We start from the raw sequence: 12,734 nt of genomic DNA on the forward strand, positions 1-12,734 counted from the left end.
GCTCACCTCCGCGACGCCGGAACTGACCGCAACCGTAGGCGATCTCCCGGGCGCCGGCGGGGCGGGGGCGGGCGGTCAGGGCAGCAGGGTGGCGAAGACGACGACGTTGTCCAGGTAGGAGCGGGCGCGTTCGTCGAACCGACCGCCGCAGGTGACCAGGCGCAGCCGGGGCGCGGGGCCCGCGCCGTAGACCAGGTCGGTGGGGAACCGCGCCTTCGGGTACGAACCGACGCCGTCCACGGTGAACGTGGCGACCCGCGCGTCGGAGCGGGTGACCTGGATGCGGTCGCCCGGTTTGAGCCGGCCGAGGGCGAAGAAGACCGCCGGGCCGCTCTCCCGGGAGTCGACGTGCCCGACGACGACGGCGTTGCCGGCCTCGCCGGGGCTGGCCCCGAGGCGGTACCAGCCGGCGGCGGCGGGCCGGTCCGACGGCGGGACCTCCACCTCGCCGGTGGCGCTGGCGCCGACCGGCACCAGGTCGGCGCGTACGTCGATCGCCGGGATGGTGATCCGGACCGGCGTGGCGCGGGGCAGCGGCTTCCCGGGCACGGTGCTGCGGCCCGTCGCCGGGTCGGTCACGGTACCCGGGGCGACCCGGGGTGGCTGTGGGGGCGTGCGGGTCGCCCCGAGGGCGAGCAGCCCGCCTCCGGCGACGCCGGCCAGCGCGATCAGCGCCACGGCGGTCCGTGGGACCCGGTCGCCGGTGGGCACGTGCGCCTCCTTCGCGTACGCGGGCGGGTGCCCGCGGCGGCGTGGGCCGGCGCGGGCACCCGTCTCAGGGATGGTGGTGACGTACGTCGTCAGGCGCGGGCGACCGCGTAGCGCCGGCGACGTACCAGGAGCAGTGCGCCGGTGGCCGCGGCTGCGACGAGGGTGCCGCCGGCCGCCAGCAGGCCGTGGTTGTCCGCGCGGGGGCCGGTGCCGGCCGGGGCTCCGCCGATGGGGGTGACGGTGAACGTGGCACTGCCCGAGGAGGTCCCGTCGCCGCAGGTCGCCGTGACCGTGTACGTGCCGAGGGTGAACCCGGCGGTGAACAGTTCGGCGCTGAGCCCGCCGCCGGCGGCGGCCGTGGTGGACCGGACGTTCTGGTCGCGGTCGGGGCCGGTGACGCGGAAGATCGCGTCGCCCGACTTCGGGTTGCAGGTCGAGGTGAGCACCACCGTCCCGCCGACGGGGGTGGTGGCCGGTGACACCGTGGTGTCCGCGAGCGCGGCGACCGGGAGCAGAAGCGTGCCGAGACCCACGCCGAGCGCCACCGATCCGAGAACTGACTGTGTCTTCATTCGCGTCTTCCCTCACTTTTCGTCCGCTGACTGCGTGGGACGTCGTTCGGGTGGCCAACTCCGTGACTGAGCACCGGTGTGCCCAACACTAGGAGGGTTGGGCACCCGATCCGGTGAAAACGAGAATTCTTCGTTGCCGTCACGTGTCCACCCGGGCGGCATGAGAGCTGCGGAAACGGCGGTGCCGGCGCTCGTCAGCCCGGCGGTCCGGGTCGTACCCGCCCGGCGCGGCGGGCCGGCGGCCGAGCACGGGTTACGCCCTCGGCAGAGCGCGCCCCCGCCGGGGTCGACTCCGGTCGATGATGGGACGACGTCCGGCCGGGGCGGGCCGGGCCCGATCCGGGGAGGTGCCGTGGCAGTGATCGACCAGGTGCGGGGGCCGGCCGACTGGCGGGCCGACCAGCTCGCCGCCGCCGGGCACTGGCAGCTCGTGCTCGGCGACGCCCAGCGCGCCGAGGTGCGGGCCGCGGTCGCCGCCGTGGAGGCCACCGGCGGTTCACCGGACGGGCTGTCCCAGGCCGACTTTCCGCTGCCGACCTTCGGCCCGCGGCTGGACCGGCTGGCCGCCGAGGTGACCGGCGGCTGCGGTGTCGGGCTCGTCCGCGGCCTGCCCGTCGCCGGGCTGACCGCGCGCGGCTGCGAACTGCTCGCCCTCGGCGTCGCCGCCCACGTCGGCCGGCTCGTCGGGCAGGGGCCCGACGGCGCGGTCCTACGACACGTCCGCGACCGGGGCGCCGACCCAGACCGGCCGACCACCCGCAGCTACGAGCACCGCCGCGGCATCGGGTACCACGCCGACCCGACCGACGTCGTCGCCCTGCTCTGCGTCCGGCCGGCCCGCTCCGGCGGGCTCAGCACGGTCGTCAGCTCGGTGGCGGTGCACAACGAGATCGTGCGCACCCGCCCCGACCTGGCCCGCGTGCTCTACGAGCCGTGGTGGTACGACCGGCGCACCGGCGACGGGCCGGACAGCTTCGCGCAGCGGCCCGTGTACGCCCGCGTCGGCGGTCGCCTCACCGCCCACTACGGGCCGGACTACATCCGCTCGGCGCAGCGGGGTGCGCACGTGCCGCCGCTGACCCCGGCGCAGCGGGAGGCGATGGACGTCCTGGACTGGCTGCACGAGGACCCGCGGTTCGTGCTCGGCATGGACCTGCGGGTGGGGGACATGCAGTTCCTCGCCAACGACGTCGTGGTGCACGCGCGCACCGCGTACGAGGACCATCCCGAGCCGGAGCGGCGCCGCGACCTGATCCGGCTCTGGCTGGACACGGGCCGGGACTGACCCGCCCGCGTCGGCCGGGTCGCCGCGTCGGTGAACCGCCCACCCAGGGCGTCCGGCGCGTTCGACGGTCCCGGTTCCGGCAGCGACAGGCTCATGGCGGGAGGATGGGCGACGGCCGGTCACCGTGGGTGGTACCCCACGGTGACCGGACCGGCCGGCCTGTCGGTCAGGCGCACCCTCGGTACTGCAACGAGGCGTCCTTCATGTACGCCCACAGCGGCAGGCCGTTCCACCAGTCGTAGGTCAGGGTCCAGCCGTTGGAGGTGTTGCCCGTCGGGCCCGTCACGACCTGCCCGTAGCGGCGGGTGCCGTACAGCGTGGCCTCGTTGGGCTCGGTGTACATCCCCGCGTAGTCCCACACGACGGTGAAGCTGCTCGTCGTGCAGGCGGCCTGCGCGGCCCCGGCCGGCCCGGCGACCGCCAGCGCCGTCGCCGCCACCGTCGTCGCGACGCAGCCGGCCGTGGCCCGCAGCAGGCGCCGTCGAATCGTCATGCCATCCTCCATCGGATCGTCGGACATGGATGTTCCTCCGGGAGGCTACCGTCGCGCCGTCCGTCCGTCCGGCCGGTCCGCCGCCGCCGCGGCGAAAACTGCTGGATCCCGGCGGTACGGTGGGCCGGTGATCGAATTCCGGACCGAACGGCTGGTGCTGCGGGGCTGGCGGGCCAGTGACCTGGCGCCGTGGGCGGCGATGAACGCCGACCCGCAGGTGCGCGAGTTCCTCGGCCCGCCGCTGACCGCCGGGGAGTCCGCCGCGTCCGCCCGCCGTTTCCAGGCCGACCTCGACGCCAAGGGCTACGGCTTCTGGGCCGTCGAGGTCCGCGACACCGGCGGTTTCGTCGGTTTCGTCGGCCTCGACGACGTTGACGAGGGGATGCCGTTCACCGGTGTGGAGGTCGGCTGGCGGCTGGCCCGCCCCGCCTGGGGCCACGGCTACGCCACCGAGGCCGCCCGCGCCGCCCTGCGCCACGGCTTCGACACCATCGGGCTGCCCGAGATCGTCGCGATCACCGCCGTCGGCAACGTGCGCTCCCAGGCGGTGATGCGTCGCCTCGGCATGACCACCGATCCGGGCGAGGACTTCGACCACCCCGAGGTCGACTCGGGCCCGCTGCGCCGGCACGTGCTGTACCGGGCGCGACGCCCGGGAAACTCTGATCATGGACACAGGGACCGTCACGGCCCACGCCGCGGGCACCTGGACGCTGGGTGACCGCACCGTCCCCCGAGCACCTGGTCGCCGACGTCGCCGCCGTGCGTGGCCGCTAGCGGCCCGGGGCGTCCCGGGTGTCGGGGTCGGTCACCCAGCCGGCGACGAGCACCAGCCCCGTCGGGCGGTGCACGGCGAGGAACCCGAACGGCCGGTCGACGTCCAGCCGGACCACGCGCTTGTGGGTCGTGTCCCGCGGCGGCGCCGAGCCGGCTCGGAACCCCAGGGCGGTCACCGCGGCGGCCAGGAAGCCGGTGGCGCTGAAGGACGCCGTGGCGCTCTGCCGGGCCTGCGACACCACCAGGCGCGGGCTGATCCCGGGGAAGTGGTCCCCGGTCGGATCCGTCGCCGCCGCGAGCCCGAACAGGGCGGCCCGGGCCAGCAGGTCGTGCTCGGCGGTGACGGTGAACCCGACCGTCGACACCTGGAGTTCGGGCCGGTCGTCCGGCGCCGCCACGAGCCGCTCGGTCACGCCCGGCCCGGCGTCGAGCGGGAGCGGGTCGCCGCCGCCCAGGGCGCCGATCGCGGCGGGCAGCGCCGCCGCGGGCCCCGTACCGGGCGGGCCGAGGGTGAGCACCACGTCGACGTCGTCGCGGCCCGCGACGGTCAGCAGGGACAGCGGTCCGACGCCGGTGCCGACCACCCGCAGGGCGCTCAGGTCGGCGCCGGCGCGGAACAGCCCGACCAGGTTCCGGCCCCGCCACGGGCCGGCCTCGGGGCGGGGCCACGTCTCGTGGAACGACTGCGCCCACCGGGTCGACACGGACAGCGCGCTGGCCAGCACCAGCACGGTGGCCGGGGTGGCCCGCACCGGCAGCTGCGGGACCTGGCCGTCGGTGTGCCTGCTGGCCCACTCGTCGAGCAGCGGCTGGTCCACCGCCGGGTCCCCGGTCAACTCGCCGCGCATCGCCGCCGGCACCTCCCGTCGCCAGCGCTCCGACAGCTCCAGCCCCCGCCGGGACCAGACGCCCAGGGCGAGCCGCACCGCCGGCGAGGCCGCCAGGTCGTACCGGGCCGGCTCGGGCGCGGCGGCCAGCAGCTCGCAGCGGGCGGGGTCGGCCGCGTACCGGGCGAGCAGGGACAGCAGCGGGTACACCCCGGCGCCGGAGAGCACCCCCGGCCCGTCCTCCAGGGTGGACGCCCAGCGGGCGGTGAGGGCGTTGGTGGCGGCGACACTCATGCGGACGTCCTCGGGTCGGGCGGATGCGGCAGCCGCCGGGCGGCCGGCCGCCGTCGAGGATGCCAGAGGATCTCCACCGGGCGGCGGGGAGCCGTCACCCGGCGGGCGCGACCCGGCCGGGTGGCGCCGGGTTAAGCCCGGCGGTGTGACAGCGTGTCGGGGTGAACGATTCCGCGCCGGTCGACGTCGACCTCGCCCTGGTCGGCGGCGGCGGGGCCGGGTCCCTCGTGCTGGCCGCCCTGGACCGGCACGGCGTGCGGGGGCTGCGGGTCGCGGTGCTCGACCCGGTGCGCAGGCGTGGCCAGGACCGCACCTGGGCGTTCTGGGACCGCCCCGGCGGCGACCTGGACCCGCTGCTCAGCGCGAGCTGGGACCAGGTCGAGGTGACCACCCCGGCCCGCCGCCGGGTGCTCGACCTCACCCCGCTGCGGTACGCCATGCTGCGCTCCGCCCCGGTCTACGCCCGGGCCGCCGAGGCCGAGCGCCGCCTCGGGGCGAGGCGGATCGACGCGGCGGTGACCGGCCTGGACGACGACGGCGCCGGGGTGCTGGTCCGGGGCGCCGGCGGGGTCCCGCTGGCCCGGGCGTCCTGGGTGCTCGACTCCCGCCCCCACCCGCCGGTCCGGCCCGGTCGCACGTCCTGGTTGCAGCACTTCCGTGGCTGGTGGGTGGAGTCCGGCGGGCCGCTGTTCGACCCCACCCGGGCGGTGCTGATGGACTTCCGCACCCCGCAGCCCCGGCGGGGCGTCTCCTTCGGCTACGTGCTGCCGGTCAGCGACCGGTACGCGCTGGTCGAGTACACCGAGTTCTCCCCGGACCGGCTCACCGACGACGGGTACGACCGGGCGCTGCGCGGCTACCTCGGCCGGCTCGGCCTGGACCCGGCCGCGCTGGCGGTGCGGGAGGTGGAGGACGGGGTGATCCCGATGACCGACGCCTCGTTCCCGCGCCGCCCCTCGCCCCGGGTGGTCCGCCTCGGCACGGCCGGTGGCGCCACCCGCCCCTCCACCGGCTTCACCTTCTCCGCCATGTTGCGTCAGGCCGACCGGGTGGCCCGGGCGCTGGCCGTCGGCCGGCCGCCGGTGCCGCCGCCCGCGTACCCCCGGCGGCACCTGTGGATGGACGCGGTCGCGCTGCGGGCCCTGGACACCGGACGGGTCGGCGGCCCGGAGTTCTTCGACCGGCTGTTCGACCGAAACCCCGCCCAGCGGGTACTGCGTTTCCTCGACGGCGACACCTCGCCGGCGGAGGACCTGGCGGTGATGCGGTCCAGCCCGTTGCTGCCGATGACCTGTGCCGTCGTCAGTGACGCCGTCGGACGGCTTGGCGGCCGGCTGCGCCGCCCCGGCGGCTGACCCGCCGCCGGCCGGTGGTGGTGTGGGCGACGCCGCCCGTTCCCGACGGTCCGGTCCACGGTGGCGCGGGGCGTACCCGGTAGGTTGCGGGCATGGCGGACGCGACGGCCGACAGGGTCGTGGAGATCTGGACCGACGGGGCGTGCAGCGGCAACCCGGGCCCGGGCGGCTGGGGCGCCCTGCTGCGCTACGGCGAACACGAGCGGGAACTGTGCGGCGGGGAGGCGACGCCGACCACCAACAACCGGATGGAGCTGATGGCCGCGATCCAGGCGTTGGAGAGCCTGACCCGGCCGGTCACCGTGAGGTTGCACACCGACAGCACGTACGTGCGCAACGGCATCACCGGCTGGCTGGCGGGCTGGAAGCGCAACGGCTGGTTGACGGCGGCGAAGCAGCCGGTCAAGAACGCCGACCTGTGGCAGCGGCTGGAGGCCGCCTGCGCCCGGCACCAGATGACCTGGCTGTGGGTGAAGGGGCACAACGGCCATCCCGAGAACGAGCGGGCCGACGCCCTGGCCAACAAGGGGATGACCGAGGCCCGGGCGGTGTCCGCGGCGCGGTGAGGCTGCCGCGCGGTCTTGTGTCGATCCGCATCGATAGGTAACGTTGCGGATTGATTGCGTCACTCACAGTTGTCACGGGAGGTGTCCGCGTGACCGCGACCGCCGCTACCGACCTGCCCCTCTGGCCGCCGACCAACCCCGACCACGGCCCGTTCGCCCTGCTCGACGAGGCGGAGCGGGGCCGCCTGGCCGGGCCCGTGACCCGGGTCCGGCTGGCAACCGGCAGCACCGCCTGGCTCGTCACCCGGCACGCCGACGTGCGTCAGCTGCTGCGCCACCCCGGCCTCAGCGCCAATTTCGAGAAGCCGGGCTTCCCGCTGCTTCGTCCGTTGCCGCCCCAGTCCGAGGTGGACCGTCAGGGTGGCTTCATCCGGATGGACGGCGACGAGCACACGCGGCTGCGCCGGATGCTCACCGCCGAATTTATGATCAAGAACGTTCGGCGGATCGAGCCGCTGATCCAGCGGACCGTCGACGAGGCCCTCGACGACCTCCAGGACGCCGGCCCGCCCGCCGACCTGGTCGAGGCGTTCGCCCTGCCGGTGCCCTCGATGGTGATCTGCCACCTGCTCGGCGTCCCGTACGCCGACCACGCCTTCTTCCAGGCCCGCAGCCGCACCCTGCTCGACCGCACCGCGCCCGTGGACCGGGTCCGCACCGAGGTCCGGGAGCTGCGGGACTACCTGCGCGAGCTGATCGTCGCCCGGCAGACCGGCGCGGACGCCTCCACCGACCTGATCAGCCGGCTGGTCCGTGACCGGGTGGCCACCGGGCAGCTCTCCGTCGACGAGCTGGTCGGCATGGCCCTGCTGCTGCTCGTCGCCGGCCACGAGACCACGGCCAACATGATCGGCCTGAGCACCCTGCTGCTGTTGCGCGAGCCGGGCCGCCTCGACGCGCTGCGGGAGAACCCGGACCGGGCTCCCGCGCTGGTCGAGGAGCTGCTGCGCTACCTCAGCGTGGTCCGCACCGGCCTGCCCCGGCTGGCCCTGGAGGACATCGAGATCGGCGGCCGGCTGATCCGGGCGGGGGAGGGCGTGATCGCCGTGCTGTCGCTGGCCAACCGCGACCCGGAGGTCTTCGGTGCCGCCGACGAGTTCGATCCCTACCAGCAGGCGCACCAGCACCTGGCGTTCGGCTTCGGGGTGCACCAGTGCATCGGCCAGCCGCTGGCCCGCGCCGAGCTGCGGATCGCCCTGGTCGAGCTGGCCCGCCGCTTCCCCGGGCTGCGCACCACCGCGACGCCGGAGCAGGTCTCCACCCGCGACACGTCGGTCGTGTTCGGCCTCAACAGCCTGCCGGTGACCTGGTGACCGGGGGCGGCACGATGCGGATCGAGGTGGACCGGGACCGCTGCTGCGGGTCGGGAAACTGCGTGCTCGCCGCGCCGGAGGTCTTCGACCAGGACGAGGCCGACGGGCTGGTGCTGCTGCTCCGCGCCGCGCCGCCGCCCGAGGCGGTCGACCGGGTCCGCCGCGCCGCCGACGTCTGCCCCGCCGGCGCCATCCGCCTCACCTGACCCCCCGCCATCCGCCTCACCGGGCCGCTGCGGAACCCGGGGCGCCGGGACGGTGGGGTGGGTGGTGGGTCAGGTTTCGCTGGAGGGGTCGGTGGTGCCGGAGACGGCATCCACGTCGTAACCGGCTCGGCTGGTCTCCCGTGCCGGGCGGGCGTTCTCGGCGGGCAGGTCGGCGAAATCGTCCCCGGTGTCCTCGGTCGTGCGCAGCGACTCGCCCGGCGGTCGCAGGGACGCCTCGTAGGCGGTCGCGCCGTCGGGCTCGTCGCTGCTGGCTCGGTCGAAGCGTTCCTCACTGGTCATGCCGCAGTCCTGCCCGCCCCGGCCGGCCGCAAACGTCCCCGGCCGGCACTTCCGGTTCGTCACCGGCGGCGTCCGCCGGCGGTGCCGTGAGGCCTGCGGGGCTGCCGGGGCGCGCCGGGGCGGCGGACCGGGGTGACCGGCAGGGACCAGTGCGCCGGCCGGGCCAGCGCCGGCGGCAGCCCGGTCCGGTGGTCGCCGCGGGCCGCGTCGGCCTGCGACTGGTGCAGGAACAGGGCGCGCCGCAGGTCCGCCCCGCGCAGGTCGGCGCCGCGCAGGTCCGCGCCGGTGAGGTCGGCGAGGGTGAGGTCCACGTCGCGCAGGTCCGCGCCGAGCAGGACGGCGCCGCGCAGGTTCGCCCCGACCAGGTCGACCCGCCGCAGGTCGGCGGCGACCAGGACGGCCCCCCGACGGTCGAGCCCGGCCCGGTTCCCCCGGGCCCGCTCGCCGGCCCGGGACAGCAGCGGGTTCACCCGCCCCCGGTGCGCGTCGACGTCCAGCCCGAGCAGGTCCTGCGGGCTGCCGGCCGTGAGCCGTCGGGTATCCGCCAGCGCGGCGCCCAGCTCCTCGCGCAGCGGGCCGGGCGGGGTCAGCGCGACCGCCTCGGTCAGATACCACAGCAACTCGTGCAGCGGACGCATGACCGCGAACGTGTCGAACATCCGCGCGGCGGTGTCCGGGGCGGACCGCCAGTCACGGCCGGCGAAGGTGACCTGGGCGACCTGCTGCCCCGCCCCGAAGCAGTCGAAGACGGTGCACCCGGGAAAGCCCCTGGCCCGCAGGTCCCGGTGGATGCCGCAGCGGAAGTCCCCGCCCAGGTTCGGGCAGGGCCGCCCGGCCGGCTTGTCGACGGCGAAGTCCGCCGACGCGGCGAAGGCGGGCGCCACGCAGCACAGCCCGAAACACCGGGAGCAGTCCGCCCGCAGGTCGCCGCCGCCGGTGGACGGGGACTGCGCGGGCTGGGGCGTACCGGACACGCTGGGCGTTCTCCTCGGGACGGGGCGAGACACCGGGGTGGTCCCCGGTTCTCCCATTGTCCCGCCGGCCCTCGCCAACGGGGGCCGGGGGTGCCGTCGGGCCCGGTCCGCGGCACGCCGCCCCACCATCCCGGCCGGCGGGGCAGGTGTGGCCGGCCGTGGGGCGGGTAGCCGCCGCCCATGGAGCTGGCCGAGGAGTCGCCGTACCGGTTCCGGATCGACCGGCGCGACCCGATGCGGGTGCCCGGAGTCGTCTTCGCCTCCCGCGCGTTGCTCCCCGACGTCGGCGCGGACCGGGCCCTGAAGCAGGTGGCGAACGTGGCCACCCTGCCCGGCATCGTCGGCGCCTCGTACGCGATGCCCGACGTGCACTGGGGGTACGGCTTCCCGATCGGCGGCGTCGCCGCCACCGACGTCGCCGCCGGTGGGGTGGTCTCCCCGGGCGGGGTCGGCTTCGACATCTCCTGCGGGGTCCGGCTGCTCACCGCCGACCTGGACCGGGCCGACCTGCCCCGACTGCGCGACGCGCTGATGGCCGGCCTCGACGCGGCGGTCCCGCGCGGCATGGGCCGGGGCGCGGTGTGGCACCTGGCCGACCGGGCCGAGCTGGACGCGGTGCTGCGCGGCGGCTCCCGGTACGCCGTCGCACGCGGCCACGGCGTGCCGCGCGACCTGGACCGGTGCGAGGACTTCGGCGCGGTCGACGACGCCGACCCGGCCCAGGTCAGCGAGCGGGCCGTGCAGCGCGGCCAGGGGCAGGTCGGCAGCCTCGGCTCGGGCAACCACTTCCTGGAGGTGCAGGCGGTCGACGCGGTGCACGACGAGGCGGTGGCGGCGGCGTTCGGGCTGCGCGCCGGCCAGGTCGTCGTGATGATCCACTGCGGGTCGCGCGGGCTGGGCCACCAGATCTGCACCGACCACGTCCAGGCGATGGAGCGGACGATGCCCCGGCACGGGATCGAGGTGCCGGACCGGCAGCTCGCCTGCGCGCCGGTTGACTCCCCGCAGGGGCGGGCCTACCTCGGGGCGATGGCCGCCGCCGCGAACTACGCCCGGGCCAACCGGCAGCTCCTCACCGCCTCCGCACGTGAGGTGTTCCGACGGGTCGCCGGCAGCGGGCTCGACCTGGTGTACGACGTCTCGCACAACCTTGCCAAGATCGAGACGCACGGGGTGGACGGCGTCGACCGGCGGCTCTGCGTGCACCGCAAGGGCGCCACCCGCGCGCTGCCGCCCGGGCACAGCGACCTGCCCGCCGACCTGCGCGCCGCCGGCCAACCGGTGCTCATCCCCGGCTCGATGGGCACCGCCTCGTACGTGCTGACCGGGGTGGCTGGCGGCCCGGCGTTCGCGTCGACCTGCCACGGCGCGGGCCGGGTCCGCAGCCGCAGCCAGGCCATGAAGATGGTACGGGGGCAGGAACTGCGCCGGGAGCTGGAGGCCCGGGGCATCGCGGTGCGCGGGGCGTCCTGGCGGGGGCTGGCCGAGGAGACGCCGGAGGCGTACAAGGACGTCACGGCCGTGGTGGACGCCGCCGAGGGGGCGGGCCTGTGCCGCCGGGTGGCCCGGCTGGTGCCGCTGGGCGTGGTCAAGGGCTGACCCGCGGCCCGGGCCGAGCGGCCCTCGCGGACGGGCGGGGGCGGCCCGCGCCGCGGGTCACACGTCCAGGGTCACCGCGCAGGACCAGCCCGCCTCGTCCCGGTCGAAGCGCAGCCCGTGCAGCGACACGGCCTTCGGCACCGCGCCGACCGGCTCCACCGCGTCGGCGGCCACGACCCGCCAGCGCACCCGCAGGCCACCGTCGGGGCCGGCGGTCACGTCCGTCGCGACCGGCAGCACCCCCTCGGTCTCCAGCCGGAAGATCACCTCGTCGAGGACGCCCACCAGCGGGTCCCCGTCGGCGCCCGCCGGGACGTCGAACGTCACCTCGGCGCCCTCGCCCGCGCCGCAGGTGTCGGCGAAGGTCTCGACCATCGCCGTCACCGCCTCGGCCACGCAGCCCTCCCGGTCCGGCGCCCACGCCTCGATCCGCACGTCGGCGGTGTGCGGCACGGCCCGATGCCCCCGCCCTGGTCCTCGTCGCATCCCCCGATCATCTCGCCCGGACCGGGCCCCGGTGGCACTGTGCCGGGAACCCGCCGGTCAGGCCGTCGTGGTCGCCCGGCGGACCTCCTGCACCAGCCACCCGTTGCCGTCGGGGTCGCTGAACGACAGGTAGGAGGCGTAGTCGCGCCGTTCGGGGTCCGAGCCGGGGACGCGCACCCCGCCCTCCTCGAAATGGAAGATCTCGCTCGCCGGCAGCCCGCGTGCCAGCAGTTCCTCGCGTGCCGCGTCGAGGTCGGTCACCACCAGGTGCAGGCCGCCGACCCCGCCCGCGCCGTCCGGGTCGCGCATCAGGGCGATCGAACACGCCGACCCCGGCGGGGTGAGCTGCACGACCCGGAAGTCGTCACCGGAGCGGAAGTCGACGTCCAGCCGGAACCCGGCGCGCTCCTGGTAGAACTCCTTGGCCTGGTCCACGTCGGACACCGGCACCACGACGAGTTCGAGCGTGAAGTCCATGTTCCAGCCCCCTGGCCTCGATGAGCGGTTCCTCCGGTACGGCGGTGGCTCGGCCGTCGAGCCCTCGGAACATCGACGATCCCGTCTGCGCTCATGACGAATCGTGCCGGCTCGGGTGCGGTTGCGGCACCCTCCGGTCGGTCGTACCGGGTCAGCCGCCGAACTCGAACACGCCGCCGTGGCGGGCCTGCGAGCCCCCGCGCCGCCCCCGAGCCGCCACAGTGGAGGGTCAGCCGCCGGTGCCGGCCGGTGCGGCGTAGAGGGCGGCCAGTTCGGCCGCGGTGGCGGCCAGCAGGGCCCGTAGCCGCGCCGGGGCCAGCACCTCCACGTCCGCGCCGAGCCGGAGCAGGTCGCCGTGGGCGTGGGTGAGCGACTCGATCGGCACCACCGCCGTCACCCAGCCGGCGTCGTCCGGTGGCCCGGCGGTGCGCTCGGCCGCGGCGACGACCACGTCGCTGGCGATCTCCCGCAACCGGTTCCGCCCCCCGGGGGGAGAGCC

16 protein-coding genes are annotated in these 12,734 nt (G+C 76.0%); 7 read left to right on the forward strand and 9 right to left on the reverse strand.

What is annotated here, in order from left to right:
* Window positions 1-75: 75 nt before the first annotated feature.
* A complete protein-coding gene (locus OOK41_RS18450; protein WP_266266081.1) occupies window positions 76-711 on the reverse strand; it encodes a class F sortase in 636 nt (211 codons plus the stop codon).
* An 89-nt stretch (window positions 712-800) separates the two neighbouring features.
* Window positions 801-1,283 (reverse strand): hypothetical protein, encoded by a 483-nt coding sequence (locus tag OOK41_RS18455; protein ID WP_266266082.1) that lies wholly within the window; start codon window positions 1,281-1,283, stop codon window positions 801-803.
* A 352-nt stretch (window positions 1,284-1,635) separates the two neighbouring features.
* Here OOK41_RS18455 and OOK41_RS18460 point away from each other — a divergent pair, with 352 nt between their 5' ends.
* Complete coding sequence (locus OOK41_RS18460) at window positions 1,636-2,568, forward strand: TauD/TfdA family dioxygenase (RefSeq protein WP_266266083.1); 933 nt, start codon at window positions 1,636-1,638, stop codon at window positions 2,566-2,568.
* Window positions 2,569-2,734: 166 nt separating this feature from the next.
* Here the strand turns inward: OOK41_RS18460 and OOK41_RS18465 are convergent, their stop codons facing one another.
* On the reverse strand, window positions 2,735-3,061 hold the full coding sequence (locus tag OOK41_RS18465; protein WP_128763645.1) for a hypothetical protein: 327 nt from the start codon (window positions 3,059-3,061) through the stop codon (window positions 2,735-2,737).
* 127 nt (window positions 3,062-3,188) lie between these two features.
* On the opposite strand from OOK41_RS18465, the gene OOK41_RS18470 reads away from it, so the two are divergent.
* Window positions 3,189-3,782, forward strand: coding sequence for a GNAT family N-acetyltransferase (locus OOK41_RS18470; protein WP_266266084.1), 594 nt, complete (start codon window positions 3,189-3,191; stop codon window positions 3,780-3,782).
* A gap of 52 nt (window positions 3,783-3,834) precedes the next feature.
* Here OOK41_RS18470 and OOK41_RS18475 read toward each other — a convergent pair whose 3' ends face one another.
* On the reverse strand, window positions 3,835-4,959 hold the full coding sequence (locus OOK41_RS18475; RefSeq protein ID WP_266266085.1) for a serpin family protein: 1,125 nt from the start codon (window positions 4,957-4,959) through the stop codon (window positions 3,835-3,837).
* 161 nt (window positions 4,960-5,120) lie between these two features.
* Between OOK41_RS18475 and OOK41_RS18480 the strand changes: the two genes are divergently transcribed.
* From OOK41_RS18480 to OOK41_RS18495, 4 genes are all read left to right on the forward strand, one after another.
* On the forward strand, window positions 5,121-6,314 hold the full coding sequence (locus OOK41_RS18480) for a lycopene cyclase family protein (protein ID WP_266266086.1): 1,194 nt from the start codon (window positions 5,121-5,123) through the stop codon (window positions 6,312-6,314).
* 92 nt (window positions 6,315-6,406) lie between these two features.
* The gene (gene rnhA / locus OOK41_RS18485; protein WP_117670353.1) at window positions 6,407-6,880 is read left to right on the forward strand and encodes a ribonuclease HI; all 474 of its coding nucleotides are present in this window, start codon (window positions 6,407-6,409) and stop codon (window positions 6,878-6,880) included.
* An 89-nt stretch (window positions 6,881-6,969) separates the two neighbouring features.
* Window positions 6,970-8,193: a cytochrome P450 gene (locus OOK41_RS18490; RefSeq protein WP_266266087.1), complete on the forward strand. Its 1,224-nt coding sequence runs from the start codon at window positions 6,970-6,972 to the stop codon at window positions 8,191-8,193.
* Between the two features lie 14 nt (window positions 8,194-8,207).
* Window positions 8,208-8,399 (forward strand): ferredoxin, encoded by a 192-nt coding sequence (locus OOK41_RS18495; RefSeq protein ID WP_117670383.1) that lies wholly within the window; start codon window positions 8,208-8,210, stop codon window positions 8,397-8,399.
* 69 nt (window positions 8,400-8,468) lie between these two features.
* On the opposite strand, the gene OOK41_RS18500 is transcribed toward OOK41_RS18495, so the two are convergent.
* Together OOK41_RS18500 and OOK41_RS18505 are read right to left on the reverse strand one after the other, a co-directional pair.
* Window positions 8,469-8,699 (reverse strand): hypothetical protein, encoded by a 231-nt coding sequence (locus tag OOK41_RS18500; RefSeq protein WP_117670357.1) that lies wholly within the window; start codon window positions 8,697-8,699, stop codon window positions 8,469-8,471.
* 59 nt (window positions 8,700-8,758) lie between these two features.
* A complete protein-coding gene (locus OOK41_RS18505; protein ID WP_243639923.1) occupies window positions 8,759-9,673 on the reverse strand; it encodes a pentapeptide repeat-containing protein in 915 nt (304 codons plus the stop codon).
* Between the two features lie 180 nt (window positions 9,674-9,853).
* Between OOK41_RS18505 and OOK41_RS18510 the strand changes: the two genes are divergently transcribed.
* Window positions 9,854-11,272, forward strand: a complete 1,419-nt coding sequence (locus OOK41_RS18510; protein WP_266266088.1) for an RtcB family protein — start codon at window positions 9,854-9,856, stop codon at window positions 11,270-11,272.
* 57 nt (window positions 11,273-11,329) lie between these two features.
* Here the strand turns inward: OOK41_RS18510 and OOK41_RS18515 are convergent, their stop codons facing one another.
* The 3 genes from OOK41_RS18515 to OOK41_RS18525 all read right to left on the reverse strand — a co-directional run bounded on the left by OOK41_RS18515 (window position 11,330) and on the right by OOK41_RS18525 (window position 12,707).
* Window positions 11,330-11,758 (reverse strand): archease, encoded by a 429-nt coding sequence (locus OOK41_RS18515; protein WP_117670362.1) that lies wholly within the window; start codon window positions 11,756-11,758, stop codon window positions 11,330-11,332.
* A gap of 57 nt (window positions 11,759-11,815) precedes the next feature.
* Window positions 11,816-12,235, reverse strand: coding sequence for a VOC family protein (locus OOK41_RS18520; RefSeq protein ID WP_117670364.1), 420 nt, complete (start codon window positions 12,233-12,235; stop codon window positions 11,816-11,818).
* A gap of 229 nt (window positions 12,236-12,464) precedes the next feature.
* The gene (locus OOK41_RS18525; RefSeq protein WP_266266089.1) at window positions 12,465-12,707 is read right to left on the reverse strand and encodes a WYL domain-containing protein; all 243 of its coding nucleotides are present in this window, start codon (window positions 12,705-12,707) and stop codon (window positions 12,465-12,467) included.
* Between the last annotated feature and the right edge of the window lie 27 nt (window positions 12,708-12,734).

The organism is Micromonospora sp. NBC_01655, from assembly GCF_026339755.1.
Taxonomy (GTDB): domain Bacteria; phylum Actinomycetota; class Actinomycetes; order Mycobacteriales; family Micromonosporaceae; genus Micromonospora.

Bases quoted from the DNA above. Each gene is read 5' to 3' on its own strand.
- OOK41_RS18495 (WP_117670383.1), top strand. From the start codon at position 8,208: ATGCGGATCGAGGTGGACCGGGACCGCTGCTGCGGGTCGGGAAACTGC.
- OOK41_RS18520 (WP_117670364.1), bottom strand. From the start codon at position 12,235: ATGGACTTCACGCTCGAACTCGTCGTGGTGCCGGTGTCCGACGTGGAC.
- OOK41_RS18500 (WP_117670357.1), bottom strand. From the start codon at position 8,699: ATGACCAGTGAGGAACGCTTCGACCGAGCCAGCAGCGACGAGCCCGAC.
- OOK41_RS18510 (WP_266266088.1), top strand. From the start codon at position 9,854: ATGGAGCTGGCCGAGGAGTCGCCGTACCGGTTCCGGATCGACCGGCGC.
- OOK41_RS18465 (WP_128763645.1), bottom strand. From the start codon at position 3,061: ATGACGATTCGACGGCGCCTGCTGCGGGCCACGGCCGGCTGCGTCGCG.
- OOK41_RS18455 (WP_266266082.1), bottom strand. From the start codon at position 1,283: ATGAAGACACAGTCAGTTCTCGGATCGGTGGCGCTCGGCGTGGGTCTC.
- rnhA (WP_117670353.1), top strand. From the start codon at position 6,407: ATGGCGGACGCGACGGCCGACAGGGTCGTGGAGATCTGGACCGACGGG.
- OOK41_RS18475 (WP_266266085.1), bottom strand. From the start codon at position 4,959: ATGAGTGTCGCCGCCACCAACGCCCTCACCGCCCGCTGGGCGTCCACC.
- OOK41_RS18515 (WP_117670362.1), bottom strand. From the start codon at position 11,758: ATGCGACGAGGACCAGGGCGGGGGCATCGGGCCGTGCCGCACACCGCC.